This window comes from Vibrio sp. 661 (assembly GCF_033339315.1).
Lineage (GTDB): Bacteria > Pseudomonadota > Gammaproteobacteria > Enterobacterales > Vibrionaceae > Vibrio > Vibrio alginolyticus.
Genome location: NZ_JAWOUJ010000002.1, coordinates 126,954 through 142,725, shown reverse-complemented (window position 1 = coordinate 142,725; position 15,772 = coordinate 126,954). Strand labels below are relative to the sequence as shown.

17 protein-coding genes are annotated in these 15,772 nt (G+C 46.2%); 5 read left to right on the top strand and 12 right to left on the bottom strand.

Going from position 1 to position 15,772, the window contains the following annotated elements:
- Positions 1-418 precede the first annotated feature (418 nt).
- The gene (locus R7P69_RS04905) at positions 419-3,076 is read left to right on the top strand and encodes a DUF2339 domain-containing protein (protein WP_373921173.1); all 2,658 of its coding nucleotides are present in this window, start codon (positions 419-421) and stop codon (positions 3,074-3,076) included.
- Between the two features lie 94 nt (positions 3,077-3,170).
- Here the strand turns inward: R7P69_RS04905 and R7P69_RS04900 are convergent, their stop codons facing one another.
- The 12 genes from R7P69_RS04900 to flgB are packed head-to-tail and all read right to left on the bottom strand — an operon-like array spanning position 3,171 to position 13,161.
- The gene (locus R7P69_RS04900; RefSeq protein WP_238952774.1) at positions 3,171-4,211 is read right to left on the bottom strand and encodes a flagellin; all 1,041 of its coding nucleotides are present in this window, start codon (positions 4,209-4,211) and stop codon (positions 3,171-3,173) included.
- Positions 4,212-4,229: 18 nt separating this feature from the next.
- Positions 4,230-5,129, bottom strand: coding sequence for a flagellar hook-associated protein FlgL (gene flgL, locus R7P69_RS04895; RefSeq protein ID WP_005373998.1), 900 nt, complete (start codon positions 5,127-5,129; stop codon positions 4,230-4,232).
- A 13-nt stretch (positions 5,130-5,142) separates the two neighbouring features.
- The gene (flgK, locus tag R7P69_RS04890) at positions 5,143-6,516 is read right to left on the bottom strand and encodes a flagellar hook-associated protein FlgK (RefSeq protein ID WP_005374000.1); all 1,374 of its coding nucleotides are present in this window, start codon (positions 6,514-6,516) and stop codon (positions 5,143-5,145) included.
- Complete coding sequence (locus R7P69_RS04885) at positions 6,517-7,065, bottom strand: rod-binding protein (RefSeq protein WP_005374002.1); 549 nt, start codon at positions 7,063-7,065, stop codon at positions 6,517-6,519.
- 10 nt (positions 7,066-7,075) lie between these two features.
- Positions 7,076-8,212 carry a flagellar basal body P-ring protein FlgI gene (locus tag R7P69_RS04880; RefSeq protein ID WP_086026720.1) on the bottom strand — a complete coding sequence of 379 codons (1,137 nt, stop codon included), beginning with the start codon at positions 8,210-8,212 and terminating at the stop codon, positions 7,076-7,078.
- Positions 8,197-8,868: a flagellar basal body L-ring protein FlgH gene (gene flgH, locus R7P69_RS04875; RefSeq protein ID WP_017635111.1), complete on the bottom strand. Its 672-nt coding sequence runs from the start codon at positions 8,866-8,868 to the stop codon at positions 8,197-8,199. Before flgH ends, R7P69_RS04880 begins: the two co-directional genes overlap by 16 nt.
- 32 nt (positions 8,869-8,900) lie before the next feature.
- On the bottom strand, positions 8,901-9,686 hold the full coding sequence (gene flgG, locus R7P69_RS04870; RefSeq protein WP_005374008.1) for a flagellar basal-body rod protein FlgG: 786 nt from the start codon (positions 9,684-9,686) through the stop codon (positions 8,901-8,903).
- 24 nt (positions 9,687-9,710) lie between these two features.
- The gene (flgF, locus tag R7P69_RS04865; RefSeq protein ID WP_005374009.1) at positions 9,711-10,442 is read right to left on the bottom strand and encodes a flagellar basal-body rod protein FlgF; all 732 of its coding nucleotides are present in this window, start codon (positions 10,440-10,442) and stop codon (positions 9,711-9,713) included.
- Between the two features lie 12 nt (positions 10,443-10,454).
- Positions 10,455-11,651 carry a flagellar hook protein FlgE gene (gene flgE / locus R7P69_RS04860; protein ID WP_017635110.1) on the bottom strand — a complete coding sequence of 399 codons (1,197 nt, stop codon included), beginning with the start codon at positions 11,649-11,651 and terminating at the stop codon, positions 10,455-10,457.
- 27 nt (positions 11,652-11,678) lie between these two features.
- Positions 11,679-12,362, bottom strand: a complete 684-nt coding sequence (gene flgD / locus R7P69_RS04855; RefSeq protein WP_238952775.1) for a flagellar hook assembly protein FlgD — start codon at positions 12,360-12,362, stop codon at positions 11,679-11,681.
- On the bottom strand, positions 12,362-12,796 hold the full coding sequence (flgC, locus tag R7P69_RS04850; protein ID WP_005374012.1) for a flagellar basal body rod protein FlgC: 435 nt from the start codon (positions 12,794-12,796) through the stop codon (positions 12,362-12,364). The genes flgD and flgC overlap by 1 nt, the downstream gene beginning before the upstream one ends.
- Positions 12,797-12,798: 2 nt before the next feature.
- On the bottom strand, positions 12,799-13,161 hold the full coding sequence (flgB, locus tag R7P69_RS04845; protein WP_005374013.1) for a flagellar basal body rod protein FlgB: 363 nt from the start codon (positions 13,159-13,161) through the stop codon (positions 12,799-12,801).
- Positions 13,162-13,238: 77 nt separating this feature from the next.
- Here flgB and flgA point away from each other — a divergent pair, with 77 nt between their 5' ends.
- The 4 genes from flgA to R7P69_RS04825 all read left to right on the top strand — a co-directional run bounded on the left by flgA (position 13,239) and on the right by R7P69_RS04825 (position 15,639).
- The gene (gene flgA, locus R7P69_RS04840) at positions 13,239-14,036 is read left to right on the top strand and encodes a flagellar basal body P-ring formation chaperone FlgA (protein ID WP_005384406.1); all 798 of its coding nucleotides are present in this window, start codon (positions 13,239-13,241) and stop codon (positions 14,034-14,036) included.
- Positions 14,037-14,172: 136 nt separating this feature from the next.
- Positions 14,173-14,454, top strand: a complete 282-nt coding sequence (gene flgM, locus R7P69_RS04835) for a flagellar biosynthesis anti-sigma factor FlgM (RefSeq protein ID WP_017635108.1) — start codon at positions 14,173-14,175, stop codon at positions 14,452-14,454.
- Positions 14,455-14,474: 20 nt separating this feature from the next.
- Entirely contained in the window at positions 14,475-14,912 is a 438-nt protein-coding gene (flgN, locus tag R7P69_RS04830) for a flagellar export chaperone FlgN (RefSeq protein WP_005374018.1), read from the top strand.
- Complete coding sequence (locus tag R7P69_RS04825; protein WP_042523341.1) at positions 14,893-15,639, top strand: lytic transglycosylase domain-containing protein; 747 nt, start codon at positions 14,893-14,895, stop codon at positions 15,637-15,639. Before flgN ends, R7P69_RS04825 begins: the two co-directional genes overlap by 20 nt.
- Positions 15,640-15,772: the final 133 nt, after the last annotated feature.

Here is a 15,772-nt window from a genome sequence, read left to right as displayed (position 1 = left end):
TTTTTCGCGTGAATGCGCTATACCCGAATACATTCAGCCTTACGGTCAAATAGAAACAACCGAACGTGCAAATCAAACGACTGACCTTCGATGACATCGCTACGAAACGCACATGTTTGAAGTCATTTGGCGATCGCATCAGAACTATTAATATAGTTGACCCCCAATGACTTAACGACTCATTTTTGTTCATCAGGTCTTAAAGTGGCACACAAGTGTGCGACTTTGTCGAATTCATCATTACGCATTGAGTTTCATTATGTAGAATGATTTCTGAAGAAAGCGCGGAACCTAGCACTATATGAGGCTAAGGCATAGAGCATGAACTAAGCTTTAGCGTAAGTGCTCAAAGTTAAGAATCGTGGGTCACGCGACGTACGCAAGGAGAAATGGATTGTACGTAATACTAGCACTGTTCATGGCGTGTCTCGCCATCCTCATCGGAGTGAAAGCCGCCAACCGAGCTGCACTTTTAGAAAAAGAACTAACCAAACTTCGTGAGGAAGTCACATCACTACGAGCCAGTGTCCATGGGGGCTCAAACCAACAAGTACACCAACAATCCAGCATCGAAAAAGACACACCATCTGTAGCGACGTCACCTCACATAGAATCACAACAGAAAAATGTCTCATCCTCTGGGGAACATGATCCAGCTGCCAACCTAGACTTGGACCAGAGCGCTGCGAATCAAGGGTACGCCCAGACAAGAGAAGTGCAACTGGATGTTTTTAGTCAAGAAAATGAGTCATTCCTTCAGAGTAAAGTTCAGAGCCTGCTTAGCAACATTCAAGAAAATTGGTTGGTTTGGGTAGGCGCATTGGCCATGCTGATCGGTGGAGGTTATCTCGTACAGGTGATTGGTAGTCACATCCAGTTTTCGCCATTTATGCGAGTGTCCTTTGCCTTTGTGATCTCATTACTTATGGTGCTTGTTGGCGAGTGGTTTCACCGTAAAGAACAACAGAATCCGCAACGGGCAGCACGAGCCCAAGGCTTTACGTATGTTCCTGCTGCTGTTACCGGTACGGGATTAACGGGCATTTACTGCACCGTCATTTTTGCCTTTGTGGTTTATCAAATGCTAACGCCGAGTATCTCGTTGATCATTTTGGCTTCAGCGGCATTTTTCAGTTTAGCATTATCATTGCGACAAGGGCCGTTAATGGCCGTGCTTGGCTTAATTGGTGGCTACACAGCACCACTGTGGATTGGGGGTAATGAACCCAACTACTTTTTGTTAGCCGGATACATCTGCGCAATTTCGTTCGCGGCGACCTTATTGATGCAAAAAGTGCGTAGGTCATGGATTACGCCAAGTATCGCGATTCCACATGTCATTTGGATGTTGCTGTTGATTGAGAGTACACCAACAGAACTGTTGTTCTCGTGGCTCGCGATTTATCTCTCCATCACTTTGTATCTCATTTTCGCGGTTCCGAGAATGGGTTGGATGCTCAATCCTCGCTTTCGTCACTATCAAAGCAAGTGGACAAACTCGCCGACCGCTACCGCTCTCGCAACTGCTTTATTGACCTTTTCTGCCGTCACCAGAATGCCGGATCTGAACACTCTACAAATGGCGTACTGTTATACGCTGCTTGTTGCGATCATCTGGCTACCAGCACTTCGTACAGGCTGGTCATTACGTGTATTTTTGCCATCCATTCTCGTCTCAGCAACCGCGCTGATTGTTCTTACCATCGCTTTTAATGCGCTGTATATGTTAGAGCGAGAAGCTAGCATCCTATTCGCATTGGCGGTGAGTATTGCGCTGATCTGCTATCGAACATATTGCCAATCACTTAGTGACCGTTCGCAACTCAGTGGGCTGCTTCTGCTGGTACTGGCTCCCGCGATGAGCTTAATTACGTTGTTTTATATTGACGAATTTATGCAAGGCTACCTGTGGTATTGGACTGCATTCTGCGCATTGATGGCCACTTACTACGTTGTGCTTGGTCAGCGTGCACGTTCGTTGGCATTAGAATGCTCTGCCGTTATGCATGCTTTAATCGTAGGTATCGCTTTTGTTTGGTTGAGTGATACTTGGTTAACAACAGCAATCTCAATACAAGTTGCGATAATGGCCTTACAGGCTCAAGTCGGGTTATTTCGACCTGCGAGTTGGGCGATTAAAGTGGCAATGGGAATACTGGTTATCCGACTCACGCTGCTACCTTTCATACCCGAATGGCAACCGGTAGAAGCTGGGCATTGGGCTTGGGTTCTGGTGAGTTATCTGCCTTCTCTCTTCATCTTGTCTTATGCTCGTTCAACACTAAAACAAGTGGACCGAGAACTGACCAACTGGTTTGAAGGGGCGTTTTTACATGTATTCTTAATGGCATTGTTCACCCAAACTAACTACTGGTTAACGGGGCAATATGGTTACTTGGGGCACATCGACTTCACAAGTGCGGCAGTCTTTGCCAATCAAGCATTAGTTATGGGTTTGGTATACAGCTACCGCAGCCAATTTGCGCAACGCTTAAGTCGTATCTACGAAATCTATAGTTACTTGCTTTGGTGCGCGTTCGCTATATTGATTATTTTGCTTAATACGGCAGAATCGCCGTTGGTGACTGATAACGTCTCGGCACAAGCACTTCCCATCTTTAACATGCTGAGTATCGGCTGGCTGTTACCAGCTTGCATCCTGCTTATCGCAACATTTAAACGCTGGAATACGTTGCAAGTTCATCGATTTGCGATTGCTAGTCTAGGCTTTTTACTTGCAGCCATTTGGTTGGGGATGTCTATCCGTCAATTCTGGCAAACCACATCGATGATGCTGTATCAGCCAACCAGCATGGCAGAGTTGTTTAGTTATTCAGTGGCTGGCTTGCTCGTAGGCGGATTACTGACTTGGCGCGGCGTGACCCAACAGGGGCTGATGATGCAGCGTGTCGGTCTAGTGGTCCTTGCCTGTGTCGCACTGAAAGTATTCTTATGGGATGTGAGCTATCTGGATGGGTTCTGGCGAGCGATAAGCTTCTTAGGCTTAGGTGCGTCTTTGATAGCACTTGGATGGCTATTCCAGAAATTGAATCGTTCGGTGGCAAAAGCACTCTAGCCCTAGACGAGTCGAAGAGAGATTCCCGACAGTGCGCTGTTTTCGTTATTGGGGGACGATAACAGTGTAAAGCCGGGAATCATTGGAGTGTTCGTTACTTCAGTAAAGCGACCACGGTATGACGACGCACGTTTGCTTGCGCATTCAATGCCTGAAAAGTCGAAGTAAACTCGCCAGACTTTTGCATGAATCCATCCAGTTTTGCATTCACCTCATTGACTGAAAGCTGTGCGGTTTTGGTTTGGATAGAACGCATTTGAGTATTCAGTTCACCATGAAAAGCTTTCGCTTCTTGCAAACTGGTTTGAACTTGTTTCAGATGCTGATTTACTTTGGCAATCGTCTGCTTGATGCCGTCGCGTGAGCCTAGATCAAACCCGATCTCCGCAATACCATCTGGCTCAGACTTTAAGTTCAAAACGTTAGGCTGTCCCGCAGGGAATCGGTGCCCTTCCCCCGTTACCATCACCTTTTGCTGCATTTGTTGATAAGCGTTGTCTCTGGCTTCAAATAAAATGCTGCCATCATCGGCTAATGAGGCTCGCATTCCTAACGCAATCAAGCTGCGATCCAGCATTTTGACCGTTCGCTCACCGTCTGATTGTCCATCAAACTGAATCATCACCGCTTGACCTTGAGGAAAATCCAAACGGATTTGCTCGGCCTTGTCGCTTAAGCGATGAACATTCAAACCTGGAATAGAAAAGCGACGAATATCCGCTTTATCCAGTTTTAAATGCAGTTCGTTATTTAGGACTTTCTGGCCATCGAAACGTGCTTGCTCAACGACTTTTTGGATGGTGGCTTTAGAACGAACCAATGTATCCTGCAAACCAGGAACATTTTGTACGCCTTGATTAATAGCTTGCGTCAAACCACGTTTAATTTGCGTGAGCTCTTTGCCAATCACCTGCAGCGATTTGGACGCGATCTGAACCGCCGTGGCTTGCTGCTGACCCTGCGTAAGCTGAATACCAGATACAGAGTAGGCTGACGCAGTGTCAGCCTGAATTTGCGCCGGGCGCGGTTTAATTGCCGTACTTGAGTCTGCAGAACGGGTCGGCATGATAGAGGCTTGTTCTTGTCCACCTAAGCGTATGCTATGGGGTCTAACCTCTACTGTACTCATTACCATAAAAAGAACTTCCTAACCTTATAAACGGTCAAACAGCGACAAACCATCGATCTTCACATAGCTTGCTTGCGTTGCTTGCAAAGCGGCCATGTAATTACTCAATCGTACCGACGCTTCACCATAGTCCAGAGCAGAGAGGTCTCCAGATACTTTGTCAACGAACAGCTTGTTTTCACTGTGCGCGCCACCAACAAGATCTAAGTTGTTGTGTCGACCACCAATCTCAGTCATGGTCCCTAGTACGTTTGAAAAAGTATCGTCGATAGCGCTGATACTCGCCTCAACTTCAGCTCTGAAGTTGGCGGTAGGGCTCTCAAACTCTTTGATCAGCGCATCAATTTGGTTAAGCACGTTATGGCCTCCCCCAAGGTCCAATATTTCTTTTGCAGTCATATTGGAATCCATCGTGACACCTTTAGCAATTGTTACTACGCGCTTGTCACTATTACCTTCAATTACGTAGCTGCCGCTCGCTTTACTTACAGCCGCAGTATCCGTTTTAGTACCAGAGAAAAGGTAGTGCCCTTCTTCATCCTGCGCGTTAAAAGACGACTCAATAGAATCACGGTAACTCTTAAGCTCTGTAATCATACCGCCACGACTTTCGTCAGTAAGAGAGCCGTTCGCACCCCAAAGCGCGATGTCTCGCATGCTTTTTAAGCTTTCTTTGATCGAATCTAAATGGGTTTCTTGACTCGATAGCGTCGTTTTTACGTTTTCAATGTTGTTTTTGTACTGAGCAATCGCACTGGTTTCTCGGTCTAAGTTAAGCAACTTGATCGAAGCCATTGGATCATCAGACAGCTTGGTCAAGCGCTTGCCAGTAGACATCTGTTGCAGAGCTTCGCCTAGTCCCGCGCTATTGCTCTGCAAGCTGTGCAACATCATTTGACTAAATTGATTGTCACTAATTCGCATCTAAACTTTCCTCTTAGAATAACTGCAGAATAGAATCGAGCAGTTGATTTGCTGTGCTGATCACTTTCATGTTGGCATTGTGCGCATTAGCAAACATCATTAGGTTAGCCGCTTCTTCATCGCTGTTTACGGAACTAACATTATCGCGAGCTGCGTGCGCTTGCTTGTTCATGGCTAACTTCGCTTGATAATCAGCATTAGCTTGGCGTGCTTTAATTGCGGTTTGACCCACCATTGAACTAAAGGCATCGTTCAAGCTTACTGAGCCGTAACCTGATACCGCCACTGGCTTGTTGCTTAACTCGATCAATGATTGCAACGCATCTGCGTTACCAGGTGTTCCATCACTTGAGAACGCAAGCTCATCTGGAGTTAGCTTGGTAATATCCAAACTGGCTGCAGGGTTTGCTGGGTCATAGCTGAACAAAGGTTTACCTGGGTTGCCATTTAAGTCTTTGCCAGTCGCAAGCACGGCGTTGTATTCATCCGCGAGAGCTTTCGCCATGTCATTCAGAGCCAGTTGGTTTGGTTTCAACACTTCGGTTTGATAGTCATTAATCGCACCTAATTTACCACCAAGCGAGTCACCAATCGCAAAGCTTTGATTCGAGAACGTGACGTGTAAGTCCGCTAAGTAAGGATCACTCGGGTCAGGAATGGCTTCCAGTTTGCCATGGTCCGTACCCATCACAAGCGGTTGACCAGAGGTTAGTGTGACCTGAACACTGCCGTCATGCTGCTGTGTTGTTTTGATTTCAATGGTTTGAGATAACTCACCGATTAACCTATCTCGTTCATCCATTAACTGTGATGGGTTACCACCTGTACCTTGCATCTCTACCAGTTGCTTGTTCACCTTCGCGATATTTTCCATAAGGCTATTCGCGTGGTTAAGCGCTGCATTACGTTGGTCGCTCATGTCTTTATGTTGATTGTATAAAGATTCGGTAAGCGTATTAAAACGGCGGGCCAAAGCTTCAGATTCGTTAATGATCTGCTGGCGGTAAGGTATGGATTCCGGCTTAACGGTCGCATCGTTAAGCGCGGCGTTTAGCGAGTCCAAGCCAGCCGATATACTGAAACCATCGGCACCAAGCGTATTCTCCAGCTGACTCATGTTACTGGTGTATCCAGATGCGTATGCCGCCATACTGTTAGTCGACCACGTTTGCTTAATCAGAAATTGATCAGTAACGCGGCGAATGCTAGTGACTTCTACCCCTAAACCTGGACTTAAGCGATTGGCTTTACCATCATCGACAGACGCCATCAACGCTTGTTGACGACTGTAACCCACGGTATTCACGTTTGCCACGTTTTGCGCGGTTACGTCTAGGGCCACACGGTTCGCGCCTAAACCTGAAAGGGCAATATTAACTAGGTTCATTTACAGCTCCATTTTTCTGATCAACGGCTGAGAAAACGCGGTAGTCATACCGGCCTCACCGAATACCTGTTTAACAGAGGCGACGGCTTGAGAAGCGGTATTAAATAGGCTTGAATTCTTCTCCACCTCTTTAGAATCTACTTGTGAGATAGATTCAGAATTCGAAGCTTTACCATCGTTAGCGGATGAGATGTTGCGCGCAGCATCGAAAGCAACCTCACGCATAGACGGGCTCAGCTGCTGGATGAGCATATTGGCAATGCCTGAGCTCTGTTTCTTTGCTAGTTCCATCGCCAGCTGACCGTCATACATATCACGGAATACCCCTTGTTGCTGACTGGCGAACGGGCTGTCTTTATCAGCAAGAGCATCACTACTGCTGCGCATTTGGCGTAACACCATTTGTAGGAACATTGCCTCAAATTGACCTGCGACGACTTCAAGTGCGCCTTCTTGATCACGACTATGCTTGATGTTAGCCAATGCACTATTGTCGTGATAAAGCATCGAATTTAACTGAGTTTGTTCATTGGTACTGTCTAGCTTCATCCTTAACTCCTTATATCACGACCAATTCAGCGTTCAATGCACCCGCTTCACTCAAAGCTTGCAGGATAGACATCAAGTCTGTAGGCGTGGCACCTAAACTATTTACCGCATTAACTATGGTGTTAAGTTCCGTGCCTGGAGGCCAAATCACCATCTGAGCGAGATCTTCATTCACATCAAGGTCCGTTTGGTTAACGACTTTCGTATCGCCATTTGCAAACGCATTAGGCTGACTAACTTGTTGTGATTCAGAAATTCGCACGGTCAAGTTACCGTGACTTACTGCTGCTTCACTCACTTTGACACTCTTACCGATCACCACGGTGCCAGTGCGAGAGTTAAAGACAATACGAGCAGGTTTACGGCCTTCAACGACGCTCATTTCTTCAAGCATCGACATCATGACGACACGCTGCTGTGTATCTTTTGGTGCACGCATATCAATGCGAGCTTTATTGATCGCAACTGCAACGTTAGGTCCAAAAGTGTTGTTAATTTCACGCGCAATATTTTTTGCTGTAGTGAAGCTAGGCTTGCGCAGGTTTAGGGTGATTTCATCACGTTGGTTGAAATCGGTTTTGATTTCTCTCTCTAAAGTCGCACCATTCGGAACGCGACCCGCCGTTGGTGTGTTTACTTCTACTTTGGAGCCACTTCGCCCCTCTGCAGATAAGCCCCCCACAACCACGTTGCCTTGCGCAATCGCGTACACTTCGCCATCAATACCACGTAAAGGCGTTAGCAATAACGTACCACCGCGAAGGCTCTTTGCATCACCGATTGAAGACACAACCACATCCAACGTTTGTCCTGGGCCTGCCATTGGATCAACGGACGCTGTCACACTCACAGAAGCCACATTTCGTAGCTTAGGGTTCATACTGTCATCAATTTGAACCCCAAACTGACGTAGCATGTTGGTAATAGATTGAGAGGTAAATTTCACTTGGTTTCGGTCACCTTGGCCGGCTAAGCCAACCACCAAACCATAACCAACCAGCTGGTTTTCTCGAATGCCGCGAACATCGACCAAGTCCATGATCGGAATTTCCGCTTCAGCACGTGAAGTGCCTGGTAGTCCCAAGGTCAACACCAATAGGAGAGACATAAAGAAAGATTGCATTGTCTTCATTAGAAAGGTACCCATGGGCTGTTGAAGAACTGAGTTAGCCACCCGGCTGCGTTGCTGTCAGCTAGCGCTCCGCGACCTGCGTAGGTAATTCTTGCATCAGCAATTCGTTGAGAAGAAACTTGGTTACTGCGGTTAATATCATCCACACGGACGATACCGGTTAGACGAATAAACTCGTCGCCTTGATTCAGACGAAGCCATTTTTCACCGCTGATACGCAATACGCCATTAGGTAATACTTCGTGTACCGTTACCGTAATGGCACCTTGAAGCTTGTTGCCTTGTGAACTTGATGCACTGCCATCGAAGTTACGTTTGCCATCCACGCTAACCCCTAACTCATCGATAGTTTTCGTGCCTATGGTCGGCGCCACAAAGTTAATTGCTGAACTTTTACCGAACTTAGTACCCGCATTTTTACTCGATGAGGTTTCTTCTGATAGTTGAACCGTTAATACATCGCCAACTCGGTAAGCACGACGATCCTGGAACAGGGTCATCGTGTATTGGTGACGATAAAGGCTACCAGATTGGGTTTCCGGCAGCGTGTAATCGAGCGTTGGTGGTGCATATTCCTCAGCATTCGGCTCAGGCGGAATAAATTCCTGACGGCCAGCACATCCCACCAGCAACACGGCGGCTACTGCCCAACTCTTAGAAAGCCATTTCATTGCTTTTTCCTTCATCATCACCAATTTCATACTTACATTGATTGCGAAACAAACTTCAGCATGTCATCTGCAGCAGAGACCACTTTCGCATTCATCTCATACGCACGTTGAGTGGTGATCATGTCGACCATCTCTTCTACTACTTGTACGTTTGACCCTTCCAGTGCACCTTGCTTGATAATGCCGGCACCATCAGCTCCTGCAATCAGCTCATCAGCTGGACCGCTGGCTTCCGTTTCACGGAATAAGTTGCCACCCATGGCCTCTAAGCCTGCTGGATTGATGAATTTTGCAAGTGTAATTTGACCAAGCTGCTGAGGTGTTGGATCGTCTGCTGTTGTTGTAGTCACGGTGCCATCAACACCCACAGAGAAAGAGACCGCATTGTCAGGGATCTGGATTTGAGGCTCTAAAGGCAGGCCCTGACTGTTCACCATTAAGCCTTCTGAGTTTCGATGGAACTGACCATTACGTGTATACATGATCTGCCCGTCCGAGTTTTCTATTTGGAAGAAACCCTGACCCATTACAGCAAGATCCAACTCTTGCGTTGTGTTTTGGGTATTACCTTGCGTGAACACTTTTTGTGTGCCAACAACGCGAACACCGCTACCTAGCTGAATACCACTTGGTAATTCGTTAACTTGGTCTACTTGAGCGCCTGGTTGACGCTGAATGCTGTAGAAAAGATCTTCAAATACGACTCGGTCACGCTTAAAGCCAACCGTGTTTACGTTTGCTAGGTTGTTAGAAATGGCAGTCATCTTCGTGTCTTGCGCTGCCATGCCTGTTTTACTTACCCATAATGCTGAATGCATTTTTTACTCCTTGCGGGGCGAGACTTAGCTCGCCGCCATTAATTTGTTACCAGCTTTTGCTAGAGTTTCCGCCGTTTTCATCATGCGAACTTGCATTTCAAAGTTGCGCGTCAGCGACATCACACTAACCAATTCATCAATAGCAGATACGTTACTGCCCTCAATGTGCTCAGGAGAGAGTTGCACGGTTTCATCTGCCGCGAATGGCACGCCATCTACGCTGTGCAGCAAGCTATCGCTCTCTTTTTGCAGTTGATTAATTTCCGGTTTAACCAACTTCAAAGTGCCTGCCACAATTTCTGCGCCGCCACCTGGTGGGATCACTGAGACTTGACCACGTTCGCTGATTTCAATCTTTTGATAGTCCGGCACAACCAAAGGACCATTGTCACCGAGGACAGGGAACCCATTGATTGTTAGAGCGCCAAAAGTATCGACCTGAATATTGCCTGCACGGGTGTAAGCTTCGTTACCCGCTGGGGTTTCTACAGAGAGATACCCCTCACCCATAACCGCAACGTCCAACGGACGTCCTGTTTTCACAATATCGCCAGCGTCGAAACGTGTTGAGGCAGAGTTGGTCACAACCATAGTGCGACCATCAAAACCTGGGCCTTGCATCTCTACACTACGCACACGCTCCATATCCGCTCGAAAACCCGCAGTATCAGCATTTGATAAGTTGTTTGAACGAACGTGCTGCGCTTTAAGAACTCGGCTGGCACCCGACGTTGCCGTAAATAACAAACTATCCATGCAAAACTCCCATTACACCGCGTTAAACAAAGCTTGAGTAAGCTTGTCGCTGGTAGAAATTGTCTTTGCGTTTGCTTGGTAGTTGCGTTGTGCAGTCATTAGAGCAACAAGCTCGCTGGTTAAGTCAACGTTAGAACCTTCTAATGCACCCGGAGTTAGGTCACCCATCGTACCTGACCCCGGAACACCCATAATTGGAGCACCTGAGCTAAAGCTTTGAGTCCATGATGTTCCACTCACTTTCGCTAAGCCTTGTGTGTTTGCAAAATCAGCAAGAACAACCTGACCTTGTAGCTGTGATTGGCCGTTAGTGTAAGTCGCGTAAACCATGCCGTTACCTTCAACGCGTACACCTGCAAGTTCACCTGATGTGTAACCGTTAGGGCTATTAGTACTTACGCCAAAAGCTGCACCAAATTGCGTGCTGCCTTTCAGGTTAATGTCTACACTCATCGCGTTCGCACCTGCTGCAGGGAATGAAACATTAAACGGCGCAGTTGGTGTTGAAAGCGAGCCGTCTTTACCAAACGTTACAGGCACAGTTGCTACTGGCGTCGTACCGCCATCTACTTGAACGTTCACTTCCCACGAGTTAGAAGCAGTCTTAGTAAAGTACTGAGTTACCGTGTGCGAGTTACCCAATGAGTCGTAGACTTTTGTTGTGTAAGACGAGTTAAATGAGCTTGGATCTTTTGGATTGAATGGCGTTACGGCTTTATCAATAACAGACGCGCTTGCGTCGAAGTTCGCAACAAAATCTAAGCTGTCTGTTGCTTTAGCATTCAGTGAGGAAGTCGATACCTGAATATTACCCACAGAACCTGTCATTAGGTTGTTGTTGCTATCGACACTGTAACCTTGAAGCTTTGCACCGCTGTTAGCCGTAACAAAGTTGTTCTTATCCGTTGAGAACACACCTGAACGTGTGTACAACATTTGGCCCATATTATCTTTAGTAACAAAAAAGCCACCGCCATTAATAGCTAGGTCCATCGCACGGCCAGTTCCTGTGATACTGCCGTCTTTGTCGAAGTTCTGTGAAATTGACGCGACTTCCACACCACCAGGTTGCATGCCGTTATATACAGCGGAGAATTCTGTGCGGCCACCTTTAAAACCATACGTTGATGCGTTGGCAATGTTGTGGCTGATTGTGTTTAGCTCTGTGTTGGTCGCGTCCAGACCACTTAGTGCGATGTTAAAACTCATAAATAGACCTCTGATTTCCGTATTTGGTTAAGCACCAAACTGAGTGATTTGATAGAAAGGAACGTTGCCAACGCCATGGACATTGACTAATGCTGCGCCACCGGTATTAGGAATGCGCACTTGCTCAACAGTGCCTGCCATCAGCACATTTGGACTTGCTTGCCCTTCTTGCACTTCTACGGCCACTGAGTATTTGCCTGGTTTAAGACCAAGTTCTTCAGGATTAATTGAAAAGTCGACGTCACCTTTGCCGTGAGCACCTAGTGGCACTTTAGTTGATTGACCAAATTCATCTTTAACAACTAACGTGACTTGGTTTGAGCTATGAGCGAGTTCGATTTTTCCGTTTTGTACGTCTTCACCAAGCTGAAATTCATCCGCATTGACGTAAACCGTTTGCCCAACAAGGCCCGCTGTTGACAGCACTTGCATGTTGTCCAGTAACACCATGCTCTGTTGCATTGTCTTAGACATATTCTCGGTACTTTGTACCTGCGAGAACTGAGCCAATTGACCAACGTATTCCGTACCATCAAGGGGATTAAGTGGGTCTTGGTTTTGAATTTGAGCCACCATCAAAGAAATAAACTCATTCTCCAATGAAGAAGCACTGTTCATGTCTTTAGGGTTTGGTGAGATACCGTTGCTGTCTTTTGCTTTTGTATTTACTGGAGCGTCAAACGATAAAGGGGTGTATTGTGCAATACTCATTAGCTACCCTGCCCTAATCTAAGCAGACCTTGCTGCATACTTTTTACATTGGCTAATACTTCAACATTCGTTTCGAAGCTGCGTGTTGCGGACATCATGTCTGCCATTTCAGCAACTACATCAATATCTGGGTAAAACACATAGCCTTCATCATTAGCCAGTGGGTTGTTCGGCTCAAAACGCTTCTCTGCATCTCCAGCATTTTTAACAACGTCAACAATGCGAACTTCTGCATTGGGATAAGCTCCATTTTCTGTTGTCATTTGCGTTTTTTGGTACACAGTCGCAAATACTGGCTTAAGCGCTTTATAAGCATCTTCTGGATTTGCAGATACTGCATCTGCGTTTGCTAAGTTACTGGCTACCGTATTCAGACGCACAGTTTGTGCTGTCATCGCGGAACCAGTGATCGAGTAAATATCAGTGAATGACATAATTAACGTCCCTCAATCGCTTTCGCTAAGCCATTAAATTTCATGTTGAGAAACGTCAGGCTAGTTTGAAAGTCCATGTTGTTTTGCGTGAATTTTGCTTGTTCAACACCAAGCTCTACGGTGTTGCCATTTTTGCTATTCTGGTAAGGCACCGAGTATTGGGCCTGAACCTGGAACTTTGGCACCGGTTTGTTCACACCACCTGCCGTTACTTGGTTCATTACGGTGGTGAAACTTAGGTCTTTCGCCAAATACCCAGGGGTGTCAACATTTGCTAGGTTACTGGCGAGGACTTTGGTACGCTGAACGCGAAAATTAAGTGCCTCTGGATGTACTCCTAAAGCATTTTCAAATGTGATCGCCATGCATCTTCCTTACAGTTGGCTCGAATACGCCAACATACAAACAAGATACGTGCCATAAAAAATAGCCATATATATCAATGATTTACAAACAAGGATGGAAGCCAAACTTCCGGTTCTCGGAAAGCATTAAAAACAAGAGGAAAGTGTCTACTTCCTCAACAATAATGCTGACGTTACTCGCTTTGACATCAGAACAAGCATTCGCCAACACCAATGACAAAACCCTCAGCGTTGAAGAGATAAGGTCCGTTGTAGCAACGGATTTCGAACAAGAGGTGGATCGCGTAGCGCTCTCCAATCAGTGGGGGAAGTACAAACTGGACTTCGACATGTGGGTGCCCGGTTCAGCCAATCACTTGCCAGAATGTGAATCGCCTTTAGTTATCACAGGTCGTGACAACAACACGTTGCCAGTCGGTAACCTCAAGCGCTCAGTCAGCTGCGACAATATCGCATCACCATGGCGAATTAACGTTACGATAAAGTCTTCGCTGACTCTGCCTGTTTTGGTCGCGACAACCACGGTTGGCCGAAATGAAGTCGTAACGGCTAAACACATAAAGCTTGAAACCCGAACCATCTCTCGCCAAGACGATTTTTATACTCGCCCCGAGCAAGCAGTAGGCTTAGAAACCTCTCGTCGTTTGAGGGCTGGACAAGTGGTTAATCCATCCAATTTGTCGGCCCCACCTCTAATCGAGAAAGGCAATGAAGTCATAGTCATTGCGAGCAAAAATGGATTTAGTGCCAGCACAAAAGGAGTCGCCTTAGAAGATGGAGCGAAAGGGCAACAAATTGACGTGGAAAACCCAAGTTCGGGCAAGGTCATAAGAGCAGTCGTAACTGGATTAAACCAGGTTCATACTCAATTTTGATTTTTTGACTCGGGGTAACATTTTTTAATTTTGGCTCTCGTCAGTAACACTGAACTTCGAGTACAAAAAAAATATTTAATGTTTATCACATTCTAACCGCCTACTTAATTTAGAACATGATGATGAGGACCACAGCATGAAAATCGACAAAGTCGCGGGCGGTCATGTCCCACAAACAAAATTACAGCAAGCAAGCAAACAGCCTCTCGACGTCGTCGAACAGAGCAAAGTACACGAGCCTGCATTTCAAGCGAATACCGTAGCGATAGATCGCGCTCAAGCTGAAATGGCATCACTACCTGATGTTGATATGGAAAAAGTAGAACAAGTACGCAACGCATTAGCGCGTGGTGAACTTAGCCTAGATACAAAAGTGCTATCCAAGGCAATCATGCAGTTCCATACAGGTCACGAGTAATAAAACGCTAGGAAGACATCATGGCAAGCGCAGTATCGCAGCGAATTCAACAATTTGTTCGCTCTATATCTGAGGATATTAAGCTTTATCAACAACTGCTTCCTTTGCTTCAGCAGCAAAAGGTATTGTACTTAAAGTTTGATGGAGAGGCACTGAACGACAATGTTCAGAAACAAATGCCGATACTCAATAAACTCAGCCGCTCCGCCAATGACAGAAGCCAGTGTATGCGAGCGCTGGGGTTAGCGTGTAATGACGCCAGCGTAAAACGAATTTTCAATGCTTTGCCTGCCCAAATAGGTATGCAAGCTAGAAAACAATGGGCGCTATTGGAAACGTTGGTAAGTCAGTGCCAACAATACAATCAGAGCAATGGCCACAGCTCTGCGGCGTTCCATGAGTTGGTCAGTCAACTCAAACAACCTGTGCAACACACTTATGAAGATAAATCGTTCTAAACGATGTTCGTCTTGCCTACAGATTCAGTCGCCATCTCGGCTGAGTACTGTAGGCCTTTTTATTTTTATTGCCTTTCTGTCCTACCTTCCATTCACATGCCAGGCAAAACCAAATGCTGTCGATATTCAAACGCAGTATCAAGTATTAGCCCCATACAAACCACAAATTGCCAAGCGTCTCGATTCATCCAAACCGGTAATTAACCACATTTTCAAACAGCTTCAAAACCACTCATTACCAAATAGCCTAGCCTTAGTGCCAATGTTAGAATCTTCTTACAACCCCAAAGCCGTTTCTCACGCTAACGCCGCCGGACTTTGGCAACTGATACCAGCCACAGCGAAACGTTTCGGATTAACGATAAATACAAAACAAGACGATCGCTTTGACACAGAAGCTAGCACAACGGCCGCGCTCAAGTACCTGGCGTTTTTATACAACAAATTCGATCAAAATATGGCTCTCACTTTAGCTGCATACAATGCCGGAGAAGGACGTGTTGCACGTGCTATTCAGCGAGCAGGAAGTCGAGATTTCCAACAACTCACGCTGCCTAACGAGACTCGCCAATATGTCAGCCGCTTCTATGCATTGGAAAAGTTGATAGATATCGGTCAGTTACAATCCTCATCATTTCAACCTTTACTCTTATTTGCTCCAGACGCTCCTATGATTTCACAACCGCTGGTCGACTTTAGCCGACTGCCTCCGCTAGTTAATTTGTGATAAAAGCTACGACAGAGCTCAATGTCAGAGAAACGTAAAATCACAAGATCCTGTTCGGCGGATTTGAAAACTCGTGATCTCTATGCAAACGTGTGCAAAAAAGTTGAGGTAAGGTATCTCAAAGATAAGAAAG

What these genes read in the sequence shown, in the direction of transcription:
- flgC (WP_005374012.1), bottom strand. Translation starts at nt 12,796, where the DNA reads ATGTCATTCACTGATATTTACTCGATCACTGGTTCCGCGATGACAGCA.
- R7P69_RS04905 (WP_373921173.1), top strand. Translation starts at nt 419, where the DNA reads ATGGCGTGTCTCGCCATCCTCATCGGAGTGAAAGCCGCCAACCGAGCT.
- R7P69_RS04880 (WP_086026720.1), bottom strand. Translation starts at nt 8,212, where the DNA reads ATGGGTACCTTTCTAATGAAGACAATGCAATCTTTCTTTATGTCTCTC.
- R7P69_RS04900 (WP_238952774.1), bottom strand. Translation starts at nt 4,211, where the DNA reads ATGGTAATGAGTACAGTAGAGGTTAGACCCCATAGCATACGCTTAGGT.
- flgF (WP_005374009.1), bottom strand. Translation starts at nt 10,442, where the DNA reads ATGGATAGTTTGTTATTTACGGCAACGTCGGGTGCCAGCCGAGTTCTT.
- flgA (WP_005384406.1), top strand. Translation starts at nt 13,239, where the DNA reads ATGATTTACAAACAAGGATGGAAGCCAAACTTCCGGTTCTCGGAAAGC.
- flgG (WP_005374008.1), bottom strand. Translation starts at nt 9,686, where the DNA reads ATGCATTCAGCATTATGGGTAAGTAAAACAGGCATGGCAGCGCAAGAC.
- R7P69_RS04825 (WP_042523341.1), top strand. Translation starts at nt 14,893, where the DNA reads ATGAAGATAAATCGTTCTAAACGATGTTCGTCTTGCCTACAGATTCAG.
- flgH (WP_017635111.1), bottom strand. Translation starts at nt 8,868, where the DNA reads ATGAAATGGCTTTCTAAGAGTTGGGCAGTAGCCGCCGTGTTGCTGGTG.
- R7P69_RS04885 (WP_005374002.1), bottom strand. Translation starts at nt 7,065, where the DNA reads ATGAAGCTAGACAGTACCAATGAACAAACTCAGTTAAATTCGATGCTT.
- flgE (WP_017635110.1), bottom strand. Translation starts at nt 11,651, where the DNA reads ATGAGTTTTAACATCGCACTAAGTGGTCTGGACGCGACCAACACAGAG.
- flgL (WP_005373998.1), bottom strand. Translation starts at nt 5,129, where the DNA reads ATGCGAATTAGTGACAATCAATTTAGTCAAATGATGTTGCACAGCTTG.
- flgK (WP_005374000.1), bottom strand. Translation starts at nt 6,516, where the DNA reads ATGAACCTAGTTAATATTGCCCTTTCAGGTTTAGGCGCGAACCGTGTG.
- flgM (WP_017635108.1), top strand. Translation starts at nt 14,173, where the DNA reads ATGAAAATCGACAAAGTCGCGGGCGGTCATGTCCCACAAACAAAATTA.
- flgD (WP_238952775.1), bottom strand. Translation starts at nt 12,362, where the DNA reads ATGAGTATTGCACAATACACCCCTTTATCGTTTGACGCTCCAGTAAAT.
- flgB (WP_005374013.1), bottom strand. Translation starts at nt 13,161, where the DNA reads ATGGCGATCACATTTGAAAATGCTTTAGGAGTACATCCAGAGGCACTT.
- flgN (WP_005374018.1), top strand. Translation starts at nt 14,475, where the DNA reads ATGGCAAGCGCAGTATCGCAGCGAATTCAACAATTTGTTCGCTCTATA.